18 protein-coding genes are annotated in these 21,452 nt (G+C 63.4%); 6 read left to right on the forward strand and 12 right to left on the reverse strand.

All coding sequences use genetic code 11. The features are described from left to right. Window position 1: 1 nt before the first annotated feature. From tcuA to DJFAAGMI_RS18510, 3 genes are all read right to left on the reverse strand, one after another. On the reverse strand, window positions 2-1,453 hold the full coding sequence (tcuA, locus tag DJFAAGMI_RS18500) for an FAD-dependent tricarballylate dehydrogenase TcuA (protein WP_211458237.1): 1,452 nt from the start codon (window positions 1,451-1,453) through the stop codon (window positions 2-4). 292 nt (window positions 1,454-1,745) lie between these two features. Then, window positions 1,746-3,131, reverse strand: a complete 1,386-nt coding sequence (locus tag DJFAAGMI_RS18505; RefSeq protein ID WP_211458238.1) for a GntP family permease — start codon at window positions 3,129-3,131, stop codon at window positions 1,746-1,748. A 296-nt stretch (window positions 3,132-3,427) separates the two neighbouring features. Beyond that, a complete protein-coding gene (locus tag DJFAAGMI_RS18510) occupies window positions 3,428-4,366 on the reverse strand; it encodes a LysR family transcriptional regulator (RefSeq protein ID WP_211458239.1) in 939 nt (312 codons plus the stop codon). Window positions 4,367-4,419: 53 nt separating this feature from the next. Between DJFAAGMI_RS18510 and mnmA the strand changes: the two genes are divergently transcribed. Further along, entirely contained in the window at window positions 4,420-5,550 is a 1,131-nt protein-coding gene (gene mnmA / locus DJFAAGMI_RS18515) for a tRNA 2-thiouridine(34) synthase MnmA (RefSeq protein WP_211458240.1), read from the forward strand. Here the strand turns inward: mnmA and DJFAAGMI_RS18520 are convergent. Genes DJFAAGMI_RS18520 through DJFAAGMI_RS18530 form a run of 3 tightly spaced genes read right to left on the reverse strand, consistent with a single transcriptional unit; the run spans window position 5,544 to window position 9,392 of the window. Continuing rightward, entirely contained in the window at window positions 5,544-6,740 is a 1,197-nt protein-coding gene (locus DJFAAGMI_RS18520) for a transcriptional regulator (protein WP_211458241.1), read from the reverse strand. The two genes, mnmA and DJFAAGMI_RS18520, sit on opposite strands and share 7 nt — an antisense overlap. 18 nt (window positions 6,741-6,758) lie before the next feature. Next, window positions 6,759-8,699: a sensor histidine kinase gene (locus DJFAAGMI_RS18525; protein ID WP_211458242.1), complete on the reverse strand. Its 1,941-nt coding sequence runs from the start codon at window positions 8,697-8,699 to the stop codon at window positions 6,759-6,761. Next, window positions 8,700-9,392: a LuxR C-terminal-related transcriptional regulator gene (locus DJFAAGMI_RS18530; protein WP_043004610.1), complete on the reverse strand. Its 693-nt coding sequence runs from the start codon at window positions 9,390-9,392 to the stop codon at window positions 8,700-8,702. A gap of 258 nt (window positions 9,393-9,650) precedes the next feature. Here DJFAAGMI_RS18530 and DJFAAGMI_RS18535 point away from each other — a divergent pair, with 258 nt between their 5' ends. Beyond that, window positions 9,651-10,343, forward strand: coding sequence for a TerC family protein (locus DJFAAGMI_RS18535; RefSeq protein WP_003060272.1), 693 nt, complete (start codon window positions 9,651-9,653; stop codon window positions 10,341-10,343). Window positions 10,344-10,415: 72 nt separating this feature from the next. On the opposite strand, the gene DJFAAGMI_RS18540 is transcribed toward DJFAAGMI_RS18535, so the two are convergent. The 4 genes from DJFAAGMI_RS18540 to DJFAAGMI_RS18555 form a co-directional block, all read right to left on the reverse strand. Further along, the gene (locus DJFAAGMI_RS18540) at window positions 10,416-10,841 is read right to left on the reverse strand and encodes a barstar family protein (protein WP_029158432.1); all 426 of its coding nucleotides are present in this window, start codon (window positions 10,839-10,841) and stop codon (window positions 10,416-10,418) included. A gap of 142 nt (window positions 10,842-10,983) precedes the next feature. Then, window positions 10,984-11,403 (reverse strand): guanyl-specific ribonuclease, encoded by a 420-nt coding sequence (locus DJFAAGMI_RS18545; RefSeq protein WP_211458243.1) that lies wholly within the window; start codon window positions 11,401-11,403, stop codon window positions 10,984-10,986. Between the two features lie 212 nt (window positions 11,404-11,615). Next, window positions 11,616-13,139, reverse strand: coding sequence for a sodium/proline symporter PutP (gene putP, locus DJFAAGMI_RS18550; protein ID WP_043004685.1), 1,524 nt, complete (start codon window positions 13,137-13,139; stop codon window positions 11,616-11,618). 127 nt (window positions 13,140-13,266) lie between these two features. Then, window positions 13,267-15,723 (reverse strand): penicillin-binding protein 1A, encoded by a 2,457-nt coding sequence (locus DJFAAGMI_RS18555; RefSeq protein ID WP_211458411.1) that lies wholly within the window; start codon window positions 15,721-15,723, stop codon window positions 13,267-13,269. 266 nt (window positions 15,724-15,989) lie between these two features. Here DJFAAGMI_RS18555 and DJFAAGMI_RS18560 point away from each other — a divergent pair, with 266 nt between their 5' ends. Beyond that, on the forward strand, window positions 15,990-16,475 hold the full coding sequence (locus tag DJFAAGMI_RS18560) for a glutathione peroxidase (RefSeq protein ID WP_043004613.1): 486 nt from the start codon (window positions 15,990-15,992) through the stop codon (window positions 16,473-16,475). 66 nt (window positions 16,476-16,541) lie between these two features. Here the strand turns inward: DJFAAGMI_RS18560 and DJFAAGMI_RS18565 are convergent, their stop codons facing one another. Further along, a complete protein-coding gene (locus DJFAAGMI_RS18565) occupies window positions 16,542-17,453 on the reverse strand; it encodes a LysR family transcriptional regulator (protein WP_211458244.1) in 912 nt (303 codons plus the stop codon). Window positions 17,454-17,584: 131 nt separating this feature from the next. Between DJFAAGMI_RS18565 and DJFAAGMI_RS18570 the strand changes: the two genes are divergently transcribed. Both DJFAAGMI_RS18570 and ycaC read left to right on the forward strand, forming a co-directional pair. Further along, on the forward strand, window positions 17,585-18,493 hold the full coding sequence (locus tag DJFAAGMI_RS18570; protein ID WP_211458245.1) for a pirin family protein: 909 nt from the start codon (window positions 17,585-17,587) through the stop codon (window positions 18,491-18,493). A gap of 81 nt (window positions 18,494-18,574) precedes the next feature. Next, window positions 18,575-19,204: an isochorismate family cysteine hydrolase YcaC gene (gene ycaC, locus DJFAAGMI_RS18575; RefSeq protein ID WP_043004615.1), complete on the forward strand. Its 630-nt coding sequence runs from the start codon at window positions 18,575-18,577 to the stop codon at window positions 19,202-19,204. Between the two features lie 103 nt (window positions 19,205-19,307). Here the strand turns inward: ycaC and DJFAAGMI_RS18580 are convergent, their stop codons facing one another. Further along, on the reverse strand, window positions 19,308-19,706 hold the full coding sequence (locus DJFAAGMI_RS18580; RefSeq protein ID WP_211458246.1) for a winged helix-turn-helix transcriptional regulator: 399 nt from the start codon (window positions 19,704-19,706) through the stop codon (window positions 19,308-19,310). A gap of 162 nt (window positions 19,707-19,868) precedes the next feature. On the opposite strand from DJFAAGMI_RS18580, the gene DJFAAGMI_RS18585 reads away from it, so the two are divergent. Next, the gene (locus tag DJFAAGMI_RS18585; protein WP_211458247.1) at window positions 19,869-20,876 is read left to right on the forward strand and encodes a zinc-dependent alcohol dehydrogenase family protein; all 1,008 of its coding nucleotides are present in this window, start codon (window positions 19,869-19,871) and stop codon (window positions 20,874-20,876) included. Window positions 20,877-21,452 lie beyond the last annotated feature (576 nt).

The raw sequence follows: 21,452 nt of genomic DNA on the forward strand, positions 1-21,452 counted from the left end.
TTCAGACCTCGTCCTTTACGGCGCCATGGATAGCGGATTTGCCGGCAGCCGCGAGAGCCGCATTGCGTCCGGCAATGCGGCCAAAGGCCGTGCCTATCGACATGCCCACGCCAGCCGTGTAGCCCTTGCCCAGCACATTGCCGGCCATCATTTCGCCGGCCACGAACAGGTTCTGGCTGGGTTGATCCTTGAAGCGCACGGCGGAGGTGTCGTCCACCTTCAGGCCCAGGTAGGTGAAGGTCACGCCAGGGCGCAGCGCATAGCCGTAGTAGGGGCCGGTATCGAGCGGGCGCGCCCAGTGCGTCTTGGCCGGAGCCAGGCCTTCGGTGTGGCAGTCGTCCAGCGCGGTATGGTCGAAATGGCCGACCTTGCAGCTGCTGTTGTAGGCGTCGAGGGTGGCCATGAAGGTGTCCACGTCCAGACCCAGCTTCTGCGCCAGCTCGGGCAGGGAGTCGGCCTTCACGCCGGGGAACACCGGCGGCATGAAGCGGCCTATGGCCTTGCTGTCGATGATGGAGTAGGCGATCTGGCCGGGCTGCTGGGCCACCAGACGGCCCCAGATCGCATAGCGCTTGGGCCAGAAGTCCTCGCCCTCGTCATAAAAGCGCTGGGCATCGCGGTTCACAACCACGCCCAGCGATACGCAGTCGATACGCGTGCAGATGCCGCCGTCGTACAGCGGGGCGCGGGCATCGATGGCCACCATGTGCGCCTGCGTGGGATCGCCCAGACCGTCGGCCTGCTGCTCTTCCAGCATATGCTTGAGCAGCACGCCCTGGTTGAAGGCCGTGCCGCGGATGATGAAGTTGTCGGCCGGCCATTCGCCACGCTCGTTCTGGCCCCAGGCCTCGCGCAGCCATTCGCGGTTGGACTCGAAGCCGCCCGCCGCCAGCACGCAGCTCTTGGCCGTGATGCGCTGGCTCCCATCCTTGGTCTTGACCCAGGCAGCATGGAACCGGCCGTTCTCGATTTCGAGCTTGTCCACGGGCGACTCGTAGCGGATTTCCACGCCCAGCTTTTCGGCGCTGCGGAAATAGGCATTCACCAGGGCCTTGCCGCCGCCCATGAAGAAGGCATTGGTGCGCGCCACATGCAGCGCGCCCGACAGCGGCGGCTGGAAGTGCACGCCGTGCCTGCGCATCCAGTTGCGGCAGGTCGAGGAGGCCCGGATCACCATGCGCGCCAGATGCTCGTTGGTGATGCCGCCCGTGACCTTGAGCAAGTCCTGCCAGTACTCTTCTTCGGGATAGGCCTCGACCAGCACGTCCTGGGGAGCGTCGTGCATGCAGCGCAGATTGCGGGTGTGGCCGGAGTTGCCGCCGCGCCAGGCGCGCGGAGCGGATTCAAGCAGCAGCACGCGGCTGCCGGCTTCGCGCGCCATCAGCGCGGCGCACAGGGCGGCATTGCCACCACCGATGACGAGTACATCGGTGTCAAAGGCTTCAGTTTTCATGATGGGCTGCCACGGGGCGATGCCTGCAGCGGTTCAACGTGGGTGGATGTCCTCTGTCATTTCCGCCGCCGGAGCGCGGTTGACAGGGTCAGATTGGAGTTGAACGCCACTGTAGTGAGCACCGCCTCACCCGTGCAGCGGGGCTAGGGGATGGGGGTATCACCAATCGTGATGGATTGGTTGTGTCGCGGCGGAAGCAGGTGCGATGTGGCTATGCGCCACAGGCTGCGGCCCGGCGGCAGGCACCGGGGCCGCTGCGCTGCAGCACCCGGTGTGGCCTGGACGGCCAGCCTCAATGCACGGTGATGAGCGCGTTGAAGAGCAGCACCATGATCAGGCCCACCACGGCCACGATGGACTGCACGACCGAGATGGTCTTGGTGGCTTCGCCCATGGTCATGCCGAAGGACTCCTTGACCATCCAGAAACCGGCGTGGTTGGCATAGTTGAAGAACAGCGAGCCGCAGCCGATGGACAGGGCCAGCAGGGGCAGGTTCAGGCTGGGGTCGGCCCCCGCCAGCGGCGCCAGCAGGCCGGCAGCGCCCACGATGCCCACGGTGGCCGAGCCGGTGGAGACGGACAGCAGCATGGCGATCAGCCAGCCCAGGATCAGCGGCGGGAAGGCGAACTGCTGGGTCAGATGGACGATGGCATCACCGACCTTGGCGCTGGTCAGCATCTGCTGGAAGGCGCCGCCGCCGGCAATGATCATGATGATGGAGGCAATCGGCTTGAGGCTCTTGCCCAGCGCGTCGCGCAGCTTTTCGGTATCGCCGCCACGGGCCATCACCAGGGCCACGATGGCGAACAGCACGCCCAGCAGCATGGCGATCAGGGGATTGCCCAGGAAGCTGGCCACATGCATGGCTGCCGCATCCTTGGGCAGCAGCATCTCGGCGACGGCGTGGATCAGCATCAGAATGGCGGGCAGCAGGGCCGCCAGCACACCCAGGGCGATGCTGGGCTGCTGGCCGGCAGTGGCTTTCTCGGTGATGGTGAACTGGTCCAGCAAGGCCTGGTCGGGCTTGGTGCTCATGCGCGGGGCGATGAAGGCGCCATACAGCGGGCCGCCGAGAACCATGGCCGGAATGGCGGCCAGAAAGCCGTACAGCATGGTCGGGCCGACCGTGGTCTTGAGGGTGGCGATGGCGGTCAGTGGGCCGGGATGGGGCGGAACCATGCCGTGCATGGCCGCCAGTGCCGAGATCACGGGCACGCCGACGTAGACATAGGCCGAGCCCTTGAATCGGGCCTGGCCTTCCAGCTTGCGCGCCACGCTGAAGATCAGCGGCAGCATGACCACCAAGCCGACCTCGAAGAACATGGGGATGCCGACGATGAAGGCCACCAGGGTCATGGCCCAGGGGATCATGCGATCGGAGGAGTGCCTGAGAATGGCTTCGGCGATCTGCTCGGTGATGCCAGCATCGGCCAGGATCTTGCCCAGCATGGCGCCCAGCGCGATCACGACGCCTACGGCGCCCAGCGTTTTGCCCGCGCCATTGGTCAGCTGCTTGACGATGGTTTCCGGATCCATGCCGGTGGCAAAGCCGACGCCTACCGAGACGATGAGCAGGGCCAGCAGCGGGTGCAGCTTGATGCGTGAAACGATCAATGCGACCAGCACCAGCACGCTGACCAGGGCGGTCAGCAGCAACTGAATATCGAGAGATGTCATAAATGAACCTTGGTTTTGGCTGGCTGTCCTGAAGCGCACTTCACATCCAGCACGAGGCAAGGCTCATATTAAAAAAGCGCACTCGCACCCGCTGTAGGCTGGCGCCGTCGGCGTGATGCAAGATGGATGTCGAGATGCGGCCCAGGGGGCGCAACAGCAATGTTGTAATGAAGATCTAGGTTTGCCACCAGGTATGAGCTTCACAGGGCAACAAAGTTGCTGTGGAAATTACGTAAGCCCGTGCCCAGCTTTTTCCTGGTGCCACCATCGGCAGGCCGGCCTATCGCTTCGCGGACTCAGTCAGTCAGCGACGCGCCGCGCCAGACCCCGGAATGCACCAGCTGGCGGGCGCAGTCCGTCAGCACCACACGTGCCGCCAGGGCTGCGGGTGACAGCTCATCGTCGGACAGGCTGCACAGCGCGGCCTTGCGCCGCACCGAGTCATCGGCGATCTGCGACCACTGAAAACGCTCGGCCGCATCGCGGTACATGCCCATGGCCGACCAGGGCTGGACCGTGGCCCCCATGCCGGCCGCGACCGCTTCCATCAGCAGGGACAGCGAGTCGATTTCCATGGCCATCTGCGACTGGAAACCGGCGCTGGTGAACGAGGCCATGATGGAGCTGCGCAGGCCGTGGCTGCCCGAGGGCAGGATCAGCGGCACCTGCTGCAGCAGCTCCAGGCTGATGGGCGCGGCATGCTGGATTTGCGGCGCCACAGGCTGCTGGCGCGACTGGATCAGAAACAGCTGCTCCTCGAGCAGCGGCATCACGCTCCAGCGCCGGGCATTCTGTGTATCAAAAAGAATGGCAAGGTCCAGCTGCCTGGCGTTGAGAAGACTGGTCAGATGCCCTGACAGCGCGGACACGATGTGCAGACGCACCTCGGGGTAGCGCTCGCGCATGGCGCGCATCAGCGGCAGACCCAGCACATTCGCAATCGTGGGCGACAGGCCCATGCTGACGGCGCCCGACAGCCGCGCCTGCTGCGCCGCGTGAATGGCCTGCTGGGCATGGCGCAGGGTGAGCTGGGCCTGGTGGAAAAAGGCCTGGCCGGCCTCGGTAGGAATCACGCCGCGCGGTGTGCGCTGCAGCAGCCGGGTCGAGAGTTCTGACTCCAGGCGGCTGATCTGCTGGCTCAGCGCCGACTGCACCATGTCCAGATCCAGCGCTGCCCGGCTCATGGAGCCCAGTTCAACAATTCGTACAAAGTAGCGCAGCTGGCGCAGTTCCATGGCAAATCCTCACGCCCGCAGCAGTTGACGGGCGCTGGGATAATCGCATACCTATGAGCAACAAGCAGCGTGTCGTGGTGGGTTTGTCGGGTGGTGTGGATTCCGCCGTCACCGCCTATCTTCTCAAACAGCAGGGCCATGAGGTCGTCGGCATCTTCATGAAGAACTGGGAAGATGACGACGACAGCGAATACTGCTCGTCGAATATCGATTTTGTCGATGCGGCGGCCGTGGCCGACGTGATCGGCATCGAGATCGAGCACGTGAACTTCGCCGCCGACTACAAGGATCGCGTGTTTGCCGAGTTCCTGCGCGAGTACCAGGCAGGTCGCACGCCCAATCCGGACGTGCTGTGCAATGCGGAGATCAAGTTCAAGGCCTTCCTCGACCACGCCATGCGCCTGGGCGCCGAGAAGATTGCCACCGGCCACTACGCACGTGTGCGCCAGAATCCGTCCACCCAGCTGTTCGAGCTGCTCAAAGGTCTGGATAACAGCAAGGATCAGAGCTATTTTCTGCATCGGCTGAACCAGGCCCAGTTGTCCAAGGCCATGTTTCCCGTGGGCGAGCTGCACAAGACCGAGGTGCGCCGCATTGCCGAGGAGATCGGCCTGCCCAACGCCAGGAAGAAGGACTCGACGGGCATCTGCTTCATCGGCGAGCGCCCGTTCCGCGACTTCCTGAACCGCTACATCAGCAAGGAGCCGGGACCGATCCTGGACGACCGCAACCGCAAGCTGGGCAAGCATGTGGGCCTGTCCTTCTACACGCTGGGGCAGCGTTCAGGTCTGGGCATTGGCGGCGTCAAGGAAAAGGGTGCTGCCCGTGGTGCGGGCGACCATGCGCCCTGGTTTGTGGCGCGCAAGGAAATGGACAAGAACATTCTGCGCGTGGTGCAGGGCCATGACCATCCGCTGCTGCTGTCGCATGCGCTGCTGGCCGATCAGGTCAGCTGGGTGGCCGGCCATGCCCCGGCAGAGGGCAAGGCCTACGGTTCCAAGACCCGCTACCGCCAGCCGGATTCCCCGGCGCTGATTTCCCAGGCTTCCGAGGCGGGCTTCCGCCTGGACTTCCCCGAAGCGCAATGGGCTGTCACCCCTGGTCAGTCCGCCGTGCTCTATGACGGCGATGTCTGCCTGGGCGGCGGCATCATTGCGCAGGTCGATCCCGCAGCCGCTCAGTAATCGCGGTTCTCGTCAAACCATTGCCCGGCCTGCTCATGCGTCAGCTTCAGAGCCAGCGCCGCAGGCAGTTGTGCCAGCTGCTGCACGGCCAGTCCCAGGTCTTCGCGTTCGCTGGTCTCAATGCCTTTGACCGTGTTGAAGCGGGCGGTAAAGGTCGTCAGTGCAGCTTGTACATGGTCAAGGCTGCTGGCCGTGCCGATCTCCTGTTCGGCCAGGTCGTAAGCCGCATGCGCGATCCTGGCGCGGGCTGCGGGCCAGCCTGCAAATGGCCGCCCATATTCCTTGGTCCACCATTCGGGCTTGCGTAGCTGGCTGACGGATATGTAGCCGGCCCAGGGTCGTGCCCTGGTGCGCTCCTTGAGCTGCTGGCGCAGGCGTTTTCCAGCAGCTTCTTCCACGTTGTAGGCGATGAAGGAGTCCAGTTGCGGCCAGGCCTGCAGCGCAGGAAGCTCCGACAGATGGCGCATAAAACGCAGTGATAGCGCCCTGAGCTGCGTGCATGAAGAAAGCTGGGCCAAGTCGCTGTGATTTCCCCACAGGGAAAGCGAATCCAGCTTCGAAAATTGCAGCAGATTCTGCAGCGAAACAGCTTGTCTACCCGCACCGTTGCGCAGCTCCAGCGTACCGACCTGTTTCAGGCAGCCCATGTCGGGCAGCTGGAAGGCCTTGTCGGCCGGGTTCTTGCTGGTGGCCGGGCTCAGACTCAGGCTTTCAGGCAGGCCTGCTGTGACGGTGATTTGCTCCAGATTGCCCTGCAGATGAAGGTGCATGCCCTGCTGCGGCAGCTTCAGGTGGATATGGCCTTGATGGCCGGCCTGCAGATGAATGCTCAGCTCGCGAATCTGTGACTGGCTGGCGTCGATATGCACGTCTTGCTGCAGCTGCGGGTACCAGCTGAAGTTTTCGATAGGGCGCAACTGCGACCATGTGAAAAAACCGTGGTCATTGCCCGTGTAGTAAAAGCTGCGCGGCCAGGGCGAGCCGGCAGGCGTGGCAAAGGGGTCAAAGCAGTGCCAGAGCACGCAGGCGTCTACTGGCAGCCGCAGGTCGGCGGTTTTCAGCAGCTTCTCGGGGCCCAGGCTCAGACTGCCCTGACCGAGGCTGGTTTTGAGTCTGTGCGGTGCACCTGACGTCAGTTGAAGGGTGAAGATGCCGTCTTCATGCGGTGTTCCGTCGATAAGCAGGGGCATGCAGAAAGCTTAGCGCAGTTACAGCACGCTCTGTGCCGACGGCATGGCACTCTGTACCTCGGTGTGGCGTTGCACCTTGCCGAGCAGCGGCAGGCTGGCGCGCAGCTCGGTGCGGCCGGGGCGGGACTGTATGACCAGAGTGCCCTGCAGGCGCTCCAGACGCGCCAGCATGCTGCGCATACCTACGCCCATGCTGTTGATCTGGGTGCTGTCGAGGTCAAAGCCTGTGCCGTTGTCCTCGATCTGCAACTGCAACTCCCTGGAATCAGGAATCTCCAGCCGAACTTCTACCTGGCTGGCGCGGCTGTGCTTGACGACATTGGTCAAAGCCTCTTCCAGCACGCGGGTCAGCGTCAGACACTGGATGGGGCTGGGTGCGTGAGTCCAGTAGGCGGGCAGGCTCCATTTCACCTGAATGTCCAGCTCCTCGAACAGCCTTGCAAAGCGGTGGCGCAGCGGTGCCAGCCATTGCACGGGTGTCTCTGGAACCTGGATGGCGGCGCTGGTGCCGGTATCAATCATCTGGCGCAGGTCGTCACGCATCAGCTTGAGCATGGACAGCACCTGGGCATTGGGCAAGGGAGTGCTGCTTTGCTCGACCAGCGCAATGGAGCGCACCAGAGAGCCTCCCAGCCCATCGTGCAGATCCTGGGAAATGCGCAGCCGCTCCTGCAGGCGGGAGTGGCTCAGAGCCAGGTGGTGCTCTCTCTCCAGAGTCTGGCTCAGGTCATCGCAGGCCTGGGTGACCGTGAGGCTGAGCTCGTGATTGAAGCGCTCGATGTGGCGCATGTTCTTGACGATCTGTCGCCCCAGCAACCAGGCGATCACCAGCATGCTCATCAAGGTGGTGTAGGGAATCAGCGTCAGATTGTGATCCAGGGCCTTGGTCAGCAGCAGCAGGTCGTGCACGCCGATGGCCAGGTAGAGCACGAAGCAGAGACTGAAAATGATGTGGGCCGGCGTGCGCGTCTGCAGCGCACGCAGCGGAAACAGCAGGCAGACCAGAGCGCAAAGACAGAACATCAGCAGCCAGATGGCCTGGCTCAGCGCCATCTGTGCCTCGGGCAAGGTCAGGGCGAGCACGGCGCACAGGCTGCACATGCCGGTCAGCATGCGCTCCAGTTTCTTCAGGCTCAACTCTGCAAAACGCAGCGCAAAAATGCAGAACGTGTAGGTAAAGGCGATGAAAATCAGCAAATTGCCTCGGGCGAAGGCCTGCGTGCTGGCAAAAGGCCAGGGATCCGTCATGACGATGAAGCACAGCATCAGTGCCCAGCACAGCAGATTGAGTGCGTACCAGCCATAGAGTTTCTGGTGGCGATGGTGGAGCCAGGCAAATGCAAACAGCAGGCACAGCACCAGGCTGACCGTGATGCAGACCACATAGATGGTGCGCAGGCTCCAGGTAGCCTGTGCTGTCCATTGCTCCAGCTCGGCGGGGTCTCCCAGGCGCAGCCGTCCCAGGCCCGGCGTCTGGCTGCTGATTCCATGGATGCGCACCCAGATGCTATTGCCTTGCTCCTTGAGCAGTGCCTTGGGCAGCAGCCAGTAGCGCGGCATGTTCCAGCTGCGGCTCAGGGGCTCCACCAGCGACTGGTCGCGCCAGATCAGCTCCGAATTCACGAACACCTCGCCCGCCATCACCATATTGATGACGGCCAGAGCCACGGGTTGGTCGTGCCCGCAACGGCTTTCCCAGTCGATGCGGTACCAGGCGGCACCGTCATAGCCGGGCCAGCGCTGGCTCCAGTCGTCCAGCGGCGGCACGTCCACCCACTGCAGCAGGGCTGCATCGGGCGGAGGCCCTTCGGGAAAGGCCTTGGCCGATTGGCGGGCCACGATGCGGGGCTCGCAGCGCAGGTCTTGAGGCTTGGTCTCCTGTGCCCAGGCCATGCTGCAGCTCCATCCCAGGATGAGCGCAAATATCAGGCGGAGCATGAGAGCCGTCCGCTCGGGCATTCAGATCAGCAAACCGCGCGCACGGGCCTCGCTGACCGCCTTGGTGCGAGAAGGCACGGCCAGCTTGCGGTAGATGTTTTTCACATGGCATTCCACCGTGTAGCGCGAGAGAAAGAGCGACTCTGCGATCTCCCTGTTGGTCATGCCATCGGCCACCAGCTTGAGGATCTGGATTTCGCGGGCGCTGAGTGCGGCCTCGGGCGGCATCGCCTTGTGCGCTTCCGTGGGCTGGGCCGGCTGCAGCTCGGCAATGATGCGCCGTGCAATGAACGGGTCGATGGGGGCGCCGCCGCGCAGCACGCTGCGGATGGACAGCGTGACTTCCAGGTCGTCGCGCTCCTTGAGCACATAGCCGTTGGCCCCGGCGCGCAGCGCCGAAAGAATGGCGTCCTCGGTGCTCCAGGCCGAGATGACCAGAATGCCCATTCCGGGGTCTGCGGCACGCAGCTGGCTGATCAGGTCGATTCCGCTGCCGTCGGGAAGTCCCAGGTCCACCAGCGCCATGGCCACCGGATGCTCCGCCAGCTGCGCTCGTGCCTGTTTCAGGGTTCCGCAAAAAATGAGAGCATCATCCGCATACCCGAGGCCGCGCAAAATGCTTTCCAGCCTGTTGCGGATCAGCGGCTCATCCTCCACCACGAGCAAGGGGCTGGGGAGGATGGACTCGGTGGGTAGGGAGAATGTCTCTGCCATATTGTGTGGGGTACCGCTGGTATTGTGGCGTACTGTCACCGAGATCCAGTGGCTTGCCTATCACTGAAAACTGGTAATTTGAGGCGCTTGCAGTGCCTTGCACGGTCCGCAATTCCCATGACGCCAGAAGCAATACGCCGGCAGCGGCCGCCAGAGCCAGTTGGCTAAACTTTCCTGCATGGATAGCTCCCGGCGGTGCAGCCCGGGGCGTTCGTCCGTTCAAGTGGCAACGGACCAAGAACTCAGGAAACTCTTCCCATGGATGTCATGCTCGGTGCCGATTTCTGGATCGGCTTGTTCAAGATTGTCTGGATCAACATCATCCTCTCGGGCGACAACGCGGTGGTCATCGCCCTGGCCGCACGCGGGCTGCCGCCCGAGCAGCAGAAAAAGGCGGTCATGCTCGGCTCCGGCGCTGCCGTGGTGCTGCGTATTGCCCTGACGGTAGTGGCGGCCAAGCTGATGCAGCTGCCGTTTGTGGAAGTCATCGGCGGCCTGCTGCTGCTGTGGATAGGCGTGGGCCTGCTCAAGGGCGAAGATGAAGCGGAGGATTCCGGCAGCGTGGCCAGGCAGGGCATGATGGCTGCTGTTCGCACCATCTTGCTCGCCGATCTGGTCATGAGCCTGGACAATGTGATTGCCGTGGCGGCGGCGGCAGGCGGCGACATGCTGCTGCTGGTCCTGGGCCTGGCCATCAGCATTCCGCTGGTCATCTTCGGCTCCACGCTGATGATCAAGCTGATGGAGCGCTTCCCGGTGATCGTCACTCTGGGGGCTGCACTGATCGGCTGGGTGGCCGGCGAAACCATCACCAGCGACCATCTGCTCGAAGGCTTTGTAGAGGTCAATCCCTGGGCGCATTACGCGGCGGCGGCCTGTGGCGCCGTGCTGGTGATTGCGATGGGCAAGTGGATGCAGCAGAAGGCTGCAGCCCAGGGCAGAACGGCCTGAGCCTCTGGCGCTGAAAGCAAAAACGCCCGTATTCAAGACGGGCGCTTTGTGCAGGGGGCAAGCCGCCAGGGCTTACAGGAAGGAGTAGAAGCAGCGGAAGGAGATCTTGCGTTCTGCCCAGAAGTCTGCGGTGTCGCGGAACACGTCCAGCAGCTGCTCGCGCACTTCCTTGTCGAATTTGGGAGTGGTCGGGATCTGGTCGAGCACCACCACAAAACCGGGCTGGGGGCCCGATTTGTTGATCGGCTCGGTCATGCAGTCATACAGTGCATCCCAGTTCTTGCCAAAGTGCGCCGGCAGGTAGAACTGGGTGGACAGCAGCTCGAACACATCGGCCTTGGTCTGGGCATGGGCCAGATTGGCATACAGGAAATGGGAGCCCAGCGCCTCGGCTGCGGCCTGAAGATCAGGTATGCGGAAGGCACGAATGGATTGCACGATGTTCGGGCGAACATTGCGCAACGGTGTTTCCGAGGGCTTACGAAGTGGCGTGTCCATCTCCGTGATTCTTTCTAAAAACATCAAAACTGGTGGCAGAGGCGGTACTGACAGCGCTGTAGGCTATCTGCGCAAACCGCCGCTGCGGAATTTAAGAGGTCAAGAGCCGCTGTATGGCGGGCCTGCAGAGCGTCTTTGAATGTCATTGAACGATCTGCTGAAAGCTGTTGTAGTGGTCGCCCGTGTAGAAGCAGGCATCGGGCACCTGGGGCTGCAAGCCGCCGCAGACGATGCGCCGCGCACCCCGGTTTCTCGCGCCCGGCGTGCGCACCGTGTATTCACGGTAGTAGCCTCTGGCCTGGCGCGGAAGTATGCGCTCACGGTTGCCGAATACCGAGCCGTCCTTGTCGTTCGAGAACGGCCCGCCTTGCAGGATGCGACCATAGGTGGTGCGGCCTTCGCGGGGCAGGTCGGCCAGGCTCACGGTCTCAAAACCGGAAACGGCGACACCGACTTCGGGCGCTTTGCGCGCCAAAGCCGCAGGGGATGCCAGCGCAAAAGCGGCACCCAGCATCAACGCTAAACCCGTCTGATATACCTTGGCTGCAGCGGCCTTGAGCATTCACTAAACCTTTCAGAATCTCAGGTAATGCCTGAAATTTCGACCCGTAAGTGTGACGGATAGGCCCTGAAAATGCAAGTTGCGCCTATTTTTTGTGCAGTTACCGGGGCGGCTGCCTGGGCTCTTTCGGCTTCCTCGTCCCGGCAGTTTCGGCAACAAAAAGGCCCTGCCGGCATGGCCGGGCAGGGCCTTGGCGCAGCAGTCCAAGCTGCTTATTCGCCGTGGGCGGCGATTTCGGCTTCCACCTCGCGGTGCTTGGCTGCAATCGTGGCCGAAGGCGCTTTGTCCAGCAGGCTGACTACTACGATAGCAATAGCAGACAACGCAAACCCGGGAACGATTTCATAGAGCTTGAACCACTGGTAATGCTGCCAGACCAGCACCGTGACCGCGCCCACGACCATGCCGGCCAGGGCGCCGTTGCGTGTCATGCGGGCCCAGAGCAGCGAGATCAGCACCAGCGGGCCGAAGGCGGCGCCGAAGCCGGCCCAGGCATTGCTGACCATGCCTAGCACCTTGGCCTTGGGGTCCTGCGCGATGAGGATGGCAATCACGGCAATCGCGAACACCATGGCGCGGCCAAACCAGACCAGCTGCTTCTGGCTGGCGTTCCTGTGCAGAAAGGTCTTGTAGATATCCTGGGTGAGGGCGCTGGAGCAGACCAGCAGCTGGCAGGACAGGGTGCTCATCACGGCGGCCAGCACGGCGGCCAGCAGCACGCCGCTGATCCAGGGGTTGAACAGCAGCTTGGCGACTTCCAGGAACACCAGCTCGTGGTTGCCATTGACGTTCACCGCGATATCGGGGCGGCTGGCAAAGAATGCAATGCCGAAGAAGCCCACGGCCACGGCGCCGCCCAGGCACAGCACCATCCAGGTCATGCCGATGCGGCGTGCGTTGGGAATGGTCCTGATCGACTCGGCCGCCATGAAGCGCACCAGAATGTGGGGCTGGCCGAAGTAGCCGAGACCCCAGGCCAGCAAGGAGATGATGGCAATCGCCCCCTGGCCCTTGAACATGTCGAAGGCGCCGGTGCGGGCGGTTTCTATGATGGCCGCGCTGGCACCCACGCCGCCGTCGGCATAGATCACCATCAGCGGCGCGAGGATCAGTGCGGTGATCATCAGCGAGGCCTGGATGGTGTCGGTCCAGCTCACGGCCAGAAAGCCGCCGATGAAAACATAGGCCATGGTGGCCACGGCACCCACCCACAGGGCGGTCTGGTAGTCCATGCCGAACATGGATTCGAACAAGCGGGCGCCGGCGACCACGCCGGAGGCGCAGTAGACGGTGAAGAACACAAGAATCACCAGCGCAGTGACGATGCGCAGCAGGCTGCTGCCGTCCTCGAAGCGATTGGTGAAGTAGTCGGGCAGGGTCAGCGCATTGCCCACCTTCTCTGTATAGACGCGCAGGCGTGCCGCGACAAAGCGCCAGTTGAGCCAGGCACCGATGCACAGGCCGATGGCGATCCACGAGGCCGACAGGCCGGTGGCAAACACCGCCCCGGGCAGGCCCATCAGCAGCCAGCCGCTCATGTCCGATGCCCCGGCCGACAGGGCCGTGACCACCGAGCCCAGACTGCGCCCGCCCAGAATGTAGTCGGACAGGTTGGACGTGGCTTTGTACCCCGCCCAGCCTATGAGCAGCATGCCCAGCAGGTAGATGGCAAAGGTGACGATGGTTGGCGTATTGGCGGTCATGTCGGCTCCGGGTCGGCGCAGCGCTTTCGGCATGTGGGTTTCATGCCCGGCGAAAACAAATCCGCCAGCGGCCTCCTGGTGGGAGACCTGCTGGCGGGTATCGGTCTGCAATTGGACCAGTTATTCGACAGCCCAGTAGGGCATGTGGCTGAAAACCGCGCTATTGGTTGTCCTGCGGCGCATTCAGTGGCGCCGCTGGCGGCAGCGGTGTACCTATATCGCTCCAGCTTGAAGGCGCGGGGGTTCTGGCCGGCGCCGGCATCATTTCGCCTGGCGCCAGCCCGGGGCTGCTGTCCAGATCAGGCGGCTGGGCGCTGCTGTCGGCAGGCGCCGGCTGGACGGCGGTCGAGGGCGGCGCTGCGGGTGTGCTCTCGATGATGTCGACCTCGCTGCCATTGCTCCTGTTGGGTGCTGGATGTGCGGGAGTCGTCGGCGCTGAATGGTCCTCGTCTGCCGGCCCGCTCCATTCCTGCAGCCTGTCGCGCAGACGGCCCACCAGATCGCTCCACCAGTGGCTGGTGTTGGGTTCAGTGAATCTTGCCTTGGCATTGAGCAAGGGGGAGCGCAGGGCGCGCGACATGAAGTCGCCCACCATGGGCAGGGCGCTGCGCGAACCCTGGCCCCACTGGTCGCTCTTGAGCGTGATGCGCGCATCGTTGAAGCCGGCCCAGGCACCGGCCACGATCTGCGGGTGCATGAGGATGAACCAGCCGTCCGCATTGCCCTGGGTGGTGCCGGTCTTGCCGGCCACATCGGCGCGAATGCCGTATTGCTTGCGAATCGCGCGGCCCGTGCCCTTGTCGATCACGGCGCGCATCATCTCCAGCAGACCGTAGTTCTCCTCCTCGTCCCAGACCTGATCGGGCTTGGGAGGGGTGAATTCGGCCAGCAGCTCGCCGTCGGCATTCTCGATACGGGTGACCAACTGGGGCGGAGTGTAGTGGCCGGAGTTGGCAATGCTGCCGTAGGCGTTGACCATTTCCAGCAGCGTGACGGGGCTGGAGCCCAGCGCCAGCGAAGGTACTGGCTCCAGGGGGCTCTGGCGCACGCCCAGAGCGCGGGCCAGCTTGATGACGCGGTCCATGCCCACTTCCTGGCCCAGCTCGGCCGTGATGGTGTTCTTGGAATAGGCCAGCGCATCGCTGAGTTTCATGGGCACGCCGGTGGGCTCGACGGCATCGCTGGGCCGCCATACCTCGCCGCCGGGCAACTGGATTTCCACGGCTTCGTCCTTGCGCGTGTCGTCGGGCCTGGCGCCGCGCTGCAGGGCCGCACCATAGACAAAGGGCTTGAAGGTGGAGCCGGGCTGGCGACGCGCCTGGGCCACATGGTCGAATGCATCCTGGGCATAGTCGCGGCTGCCCACCCAGGCCAGCACGGCCGAGGTGCGCGGGTCTATGGCCAGAAAGCCGGCCTGCACGCGGGTCTTGTCCTCGCGCAGCTGCCTCATGAAGGTCTTGTCGGCCAGCAGCTTCTTGAGCGCTTCTTCTTCGCTGATATCGGAAGGCTTGCCGCTTCTGGCGAGCTTGCGGAAGGCCTCCGTCTCGCGCACCAGCTGCAGTACCAGGGCGTTCTCGGCGCTCCAGCCGTCGCGGTGGCTCCAGTTGTTGTTGGCAATGCCCTGCAGCGTTTGCATCTGGCGGTTCACGGCCTGCTGCGCCCAGTTCTGCAGGCGTGAGTCCAGGGTGGTGCGCACCACCAGACCGTCGGTGTAGATGTTGTAGTCGTTCTTGTCGGCCCAGGCGATCAGCCATTTGCGCAGTTGCTGGGAAAAATGCGGCGCCATGCCCGTGGGTTCCTCCTGGCGCTCGAAGTCCAGACGCATGGGGCGCTTCTTGAGGCGCTCGAACTCATCGTCCTTGAGCTCGCCGCGCTTGACCATCTGGCTCAGCACGGTGTTGCGCCGGGCAATCGCGCGGTCGGGATTGATCACCGGGTTGTAATAGGCATTGCCCTTGAGCATGCCCACCAGCGTGGCGCTTTCCAGCACCGTGAGCCTGGCCGCCGGCTTGTCGAAATAGGTGCGCGCCGCCATCTCTATGCCATAGGCGTTGTAGAGAAAGGGAACGGTGTTCAGATAGGTCTCGAGAATCTCGTCCTTGGTGTAGAGCGCTTCGATCTTGAAGGCCGTGATCGCCTCCTTGAGCTTGCGGTTCACATTGCGGGCGCGGCCGATTTCCGTGGGGTAGAGATTGCGCGCCAGCTGCTGGGTGATGGTGGAGCCGCCCTGGGGATTGCCGCCCAGCGTATGGATGACCGACCCCACGGTGCGCGTGAAGTCCATGCCGTGGTGCTCGTAGAAGCGGTGGTCTTCGGTGGCCACGAGTGCCTTGACCACGGCGGGCGAAATCTGCTCCAGCGGCACCCACTGGCGGTTGCTGCGCTTGAACTCGCCGATCAGCTTGCCGTCGGCGCTCAGAATCTGCGCAGGCTGCTCTAGCTTGGCCTTGCGGATGTCGCTGATGCTGGGCGTGAACGGAATCAGCAGCAGCACATAGACGACAAACAGCACCGGCAAGGCGGCGGCAAACCACAGCCATTCACGCTGCGTCGGCCAGCGACGCCACCAGGGCAGGGCCGCAATGCGCTGGCCCAGAGTGCTGGCGCGAGCGCGCATCCACAGAGCTGTGGCCTGAGCTACCCATTTTTCTTTCAATTCGTTCAAGGACAAACGCACGTGACAAGGCAGCCCGCCAAGGGCCGCAAGAAGGCAAGACTGCGAAGAATGCCCAAAAAACAGGCGCTCTGCTTGCGGGGATCGGTTTTTCTATGGTCGCAGCCCCGGTATTGTCTCCGTGGCGCGGTTATGCAGGGTTGTTTCTAGCTGTGAGACAAGTTGCCGACTGCCTTAAGCTTGCGGCTTCGCATTGGCGGGAGAGCAGCATGGCAAACAGCGTTTATGACTTTGAAGCCACCGACATCCAGGGGCGCAGCGTCCCTCTGTCGCAGTACCAGGGCAAGGTGTTGCTGATCGTGAATACCGCCAGCGCCTGCGGCTTCACACCCCAGTACAAGGGATTGCAGGCACTGCACGAGCAATATGCGGACCGGGGCCTGGTGGTGCTGGGCTTTCCCTGCAACCAGTTCGGTGCCCAGGAGAAAGGTTCGGACGACGAGATCGCGAGCTTTTGCGAGCTGAACTTCGGCGTCAGCTTCCCGCTCATGCACAAGATCGAGGTCAACGGCGACGGTGCGCATCCGTTGTACCGCTGGCTGACGTCCGAAGCGCCGGGCGTGCTGGGCACCAAGTCCATCAAATGGAATTTCACCAAATTCCTTGTGGGCCGCGACGGACAGGTGATACGCCGCTACGCTCCCCAGGACAAGCCCGAGAAGCTGGCAGACGATATCCAAGCGGCTCTGGGCTGATGCTTTCGTTATCGTTTCGATAGCTGAAAGCGCTTCCCCAGTAAGTGCTGGAGGTGGTTTTGATGCTCAGTCTTCCGACAAGGTCCTGAAGGATTGGGTCAGATGGTCAAGCAGGGCGCGCACGGCAGGCAGCTGCCCGCGGCGCGAGGCATAGACGGCGTGGATGATCTCGGGCCGCGGCTGCCAGCCCGGCAACACCTGCACCAGTGTGCCGCTGCGCAGTTCCTCGCGCACAAACATATTGGGCAGTTGCACCACGCCAGCACCCAGCACGGCCGCGTCGCGCAGGGCCAGCATGGACTGCGTCACCAGCCTTGGCTGGTGCCTGACCTCGGCACGCACGGCGTCGGGGCCGTGCAGCACCCAGCGGTGGGTTTCCTGCACGCCGCCCATGTCCAGGCTGGGCCAGGCTGGCAGATCCATGGGCCCGCCGGGCTGGCCCAGGCGCTGCAGCAGCTCGGGTGCGGCCACCAGGCATTGCCGGCGCTCGGCCAGCGTGCGCAGCACCAGATCGCTGTCCTGCAGCGGCGGCGGGCGTACGCGCAGGGCCAGATCGAGCCCCTCGCCGATCACGTCAACGCGCCGGTTGGTCTCATCCACTTGGAGCTCCACGCGTGGGTACTGGCGCATGAATTCGCCCAGCATCCGGCCCACGCGTGAGGCCAGCAGGGCCACGGGACAGCTCATGCGCACCTTGCCGCAGGGCTCGGAATGCACCAGCGCCACCGACTCTTCGGCGGCCTCGGCCTCGGTCAGCATGGCGCGGCAGTGCTGGTAGTAGCGCTTGCCCACCTCGGTCACGGCAAAGCTGCGCGTGGAGCGCAGCAGCAACTGCGCGCCCAGGCGTTCCTCCAGCAGCGCCACACGGCGGCTGAGCTTGGACTTGGGCAGCCCCAGGGCGCGGCCTGCAGGTGCGAATCCACCATGCTCGACCACCTGGGCGAAGTAGTAGAGCTCGTTGAGGTCTGGCAGCTTCATCGTTTTAAAAATAGAACTCTGAGGCTGAATATTGTGGACTACTCAAGTCATCGTTCCAAATTCATACTTCTCCCATGTTCAACGCCTGCAGAGACCACCGGGACTGCAGGCCTGCCGCAAGGAGAAATGTCATGCTCAAGAAAATTCTGGGTGTCTACGAAGCCCCCCGTCCCCACTGGGTGGGCAATGGCTTTCCCGTGCGTTCGCTGTTCAGCTATGGCGACCACGGCAAGGCACTGAGCCCATTCCTGCTGCTCGATCACGCCGGTCCCCAGAGCTTCACGCCCACCACGGCGCGGCGCGGCGTGGGCACGCATCCGCACCGCGGCTTCGAGACCGTGACCATCGTCTATGAGGGCGAGGTGGCCCACCGCGACTCCACGGGTGCCGGCGGCACCATTGGCCCCGGCGATGTGCAGTGGATGACGGCGGCCTCGGGCATCCTGCACGAGGAGTACCACTCCGAAGCCTTTGCCAAGAGCGGCGGTCCGCTGGAGATGGTGCAGCTGTGGGTCAACCTTCCGGCCAGGGACAAGATGTCTGCCCCCGGCTACCAGACCCTGTTGAATGCCGACATCCCGCAGGTCGCGCTGCCGGACGGTGCGGGTCATTTGCGTGTCATCGCCGGTGACTACCTTGACAGCAAAGGGGCCGCCTATCGCGGCCCGGCAAGAACCTTCACACCCATTGATGTCTGGGATGTGAGGCTGAACGCCGGTGCCTCCACCGAGTTGCAGGCCCGGGCCGGCCACACGCTGGCGCTGGTGGTGTTGCACGGCACGCTGATGGTCAACGGCCAGGAGATTGCACGCGCCGGACAACTGGTGCACATGGACCGCGCTGCGGACAGCGTGCATCTGGAAGCCAATAGTGACGTCACGTTGCTGTGGCTGTCGGGCGAGCCGATTGACGAACCCGTGGTCGGCTACGGCCCCTTCGTCATGAACAGCGACGAGGAAATCCAGCAGGCGCTGGAGGACTTCCGCAGCGGTCAGTTCGGCCGCATTCCGGCGGCTGAGCGCCTTGGCGCAACCGCCTGAGCGGGTTGCCTAGTATCGAGTTTTCCCACCGGCGGGCAAGCCCGCCGGCTTTCACCCCCTCCACTCTTGAAGGAGATTCCCATGAGCCAAAAGCCTTACGTTCGCCTCGACAAAGACAATGCCGCCGTGCTGCTGGTGGATCACCAGACCGGCCTGCTGTCCCTGGTGCGCGATATCGACCCCGACAAGTTCAAGAACAATGTGCTGGCCCTGGCCGACATGGCCGAGTACTTCAAGCTGCCCACGATTCTGACCACCAGCTTCGAGACCGGCCCCAACGGACCTCTGGTGCCCGAACTCAAGGAAAAATTCCCCACCGCCCCCTATATCGCCCGTCCCGGCCAGATCAATGCCTGGGACAACGAGGACTTCGTCAAGGCCGTCAAGGCAACGGGCAAGAAGCAGCTCATCGTGGCCGGCGTGGTGACAGAGGTCTGCGTGGCTTTCCCCGTGCTCTCGGCGCTGGCGGAAGGCTTCGAGGTGTTCGTGATTGCCGATGCCTCGGGCACCTTCAACAGCATGACCCAGCAGGCCGCCTGGAGCCGCATGGAGCAAGCCGGCGCCCAGCTCATGACCTGGTTCGGCGCGGCCTGTGAGCTGCACCGCGACTGGCGCAACGACATCGAGGGGCTGGGGACTCTGTTCTCCAACCATATCCCCGACTATCGCAATCTGATCAACAGCTACACCACGCTGACCGCCGGCAAGTAAGCGCGGCGGTTTCAGAGCCAAGCCCGCAGGCTTTTTCTGCCTGTGGGCTTTCTGTTGTTGAATTATTGAAATTGATAGCTGCTTACGCTTGATGGGTAAGCGTTCAAGCCTGTTTTTGCTTCAATTCCGGCAAGCAGCTTGCGCCGTTCTGATCCGCGTCATGCATGGGCTCGGCCTGAGCAAAGTTCTGGCTGTAGGCGATGCCCCAGTTGCGCATGGCGATCAGCACCGGCTGCAGGCTGCGGCCCAACTCGGTCAGCGCATAGTCCACGCGCGGCGGCACCTCGGCATACACCGTGCGCTCGACGATGCCGGCTTCTTCCAGCTCGCGCAGCTGCAGTGTCAGCATGCGCTGGGTGATGCCGGGGATGGCACGGCTCAGCTCGCCAAAGCGCTTTTTGCCATGCAGCAGCTGGAACAGGATGATGGGCTTCCAGGTGCCGCCCATGACCGACAGCGTCACCTCCACGGCGCAGCCACTCTTGCTGTTCAATCGTTTCATGGGCACCTCGCTGCAGTTCTGGACGCCAAGATCGTAGCGCCGACCCGCATTCATGCATTGCTTACATTTTTAATACTACCCAACAAATATGTTGGTACTGGTGGATGCTGCGCATTGACGGCACCATGCGCAGCATCTGTTTCACCTCTTGAGGAGCACCCCATGAAAGTCATGCAACTGGCCGCGCCTGGCGGTTTCGAAAACCTGAAGCTTGTCGAGCTGCCCGCACCTGCGGCGCCTGCTGCAGGCGAGATCCAGGTGCGCATTCACGCCAGCTCGCTCAACTACCACGACCTGGGCGTGGTGCGCCGTCCCGGCGCGGCGGCCGACGGCCGCATTCCCATGGCTGATGGGGCAGGCCTGGTCACGGCCGTGGGCGCAGGCGTGACGGAATTTGCTGTGGGCGATGCCGTGGTCTCCACCTTCTTCCCGCAATGGCTGTCGGGCCGCCATGTGCCCTCCGACTTCCAGCTCGTGCCCGGCGACGGCGTAGACGGCTTTGCACGCGAGCTCGTGAACCTGCCCGCCACCAGCTTTACCCACGCCCCCGAGGGGTGGAGCCATGCCGAGGCCGCCACGCTGACCACGGCTGGCCTCACGGCCTGGCGCGCCCTGGTGGTGGACGGCCATCTCAAGGCCGGCGACACCGTGCTGGTACTGGGCACGGGCGGCGTCTCCATTTTTGCGCTGCAGATGGCCAAGAGCATGGGTGCTACCGTCATCGCCACCACCTCCAGCGCGGCCAAGGCCGAGCAGCTCAAGGCATTGGGGGCCGATCTGGTGATCAACTACCAGGAAACCCCCGAATGGGGCGATGCCGTGCTGGCCGCCACCGGCGGTCGCGGTGCCGACATCGTGGTCGAGGTCGGCGGCCCCGGCACCTTGCCCCAGTCCATTCGCGCCTGCGCCGTGGGCGGACATATCGCACTGATTGGCGTGCTGACCGGTTTTGCGGGCGCCGTGCCCACGGTGGAGATGATGCGCAAGCAGCAAACCCTCAAGGGCCTGATCGTCGGCAGCCGCGAGCAGCAGCAGGACATGGTGCGCGCGCTGGAGAACTTCGGCTGGAAGCCCGTGATCGACAGCCGCTATCCGCTGGAGCAGATGGTGGCGGCCTTTGAGCACCAGGCCGCAGGCCGGCATTTTGGCAAGATCTGCCTCGAATATTGATAGCTGATGGCGCTTTGTGCGCCTGGGTTTGAGGCTGATTGGGCTTGAGTTTTTTTCCAGGGACATGCCTTGTCGGCGGACAGAAGGCGGGTCTCGCCCCGCCAGCCGACCTACTTTCTTCTGCAAGAAAGTAGGCAAAGAGCCGGCCCCTGCTGCCCACGTCCCCTTCGCTGCGCTACGGGGCAACCTGCGCCGTCAACCTCTTGCTGCTTGCGGCAAAACTCACTGCGCGCTTTCAGCGCTCCGTTCAAACAGGTTGCCGCAGAAGTGATGACGATGCAGTTGCACTCTGCGGTGCAACTGCCCGCACCAAGCGCTTGCCGTCGCAGGCGTGGGTAAAAGGGGCAATACCGAATGCGGGTACCGGATAGCTTCTTTGTGTTTTTGATAGCGGCTACCGCCAGTGGGATAAGTGCTAGAGGCTGATTTCGCCACAACTCTCGCAGGCCGTCCGTATCCGCCCCTCCCGTGTGTCTGCGCCTGCGGCACGCGGTTCGGGCTGCGGGCATTGGCACCGCAGAGTGCCAATGCTTTGTCTTCAAATTTGCGGCAACCTGTCTGAGCGGCGCGCGTAGC

The sequence above is a fragment of the Comamonas brasiliensis genome (assembly GCF_018292285.1).
In the GTDB taxonomy this organism is placed as follows: domain Bacteria; phylum Pseudomonadota; class Gammaproteobacteria; order Burkholderiales; family Burkholderiaceae_C; genus Comamonas; species Comamonas brasiliensis.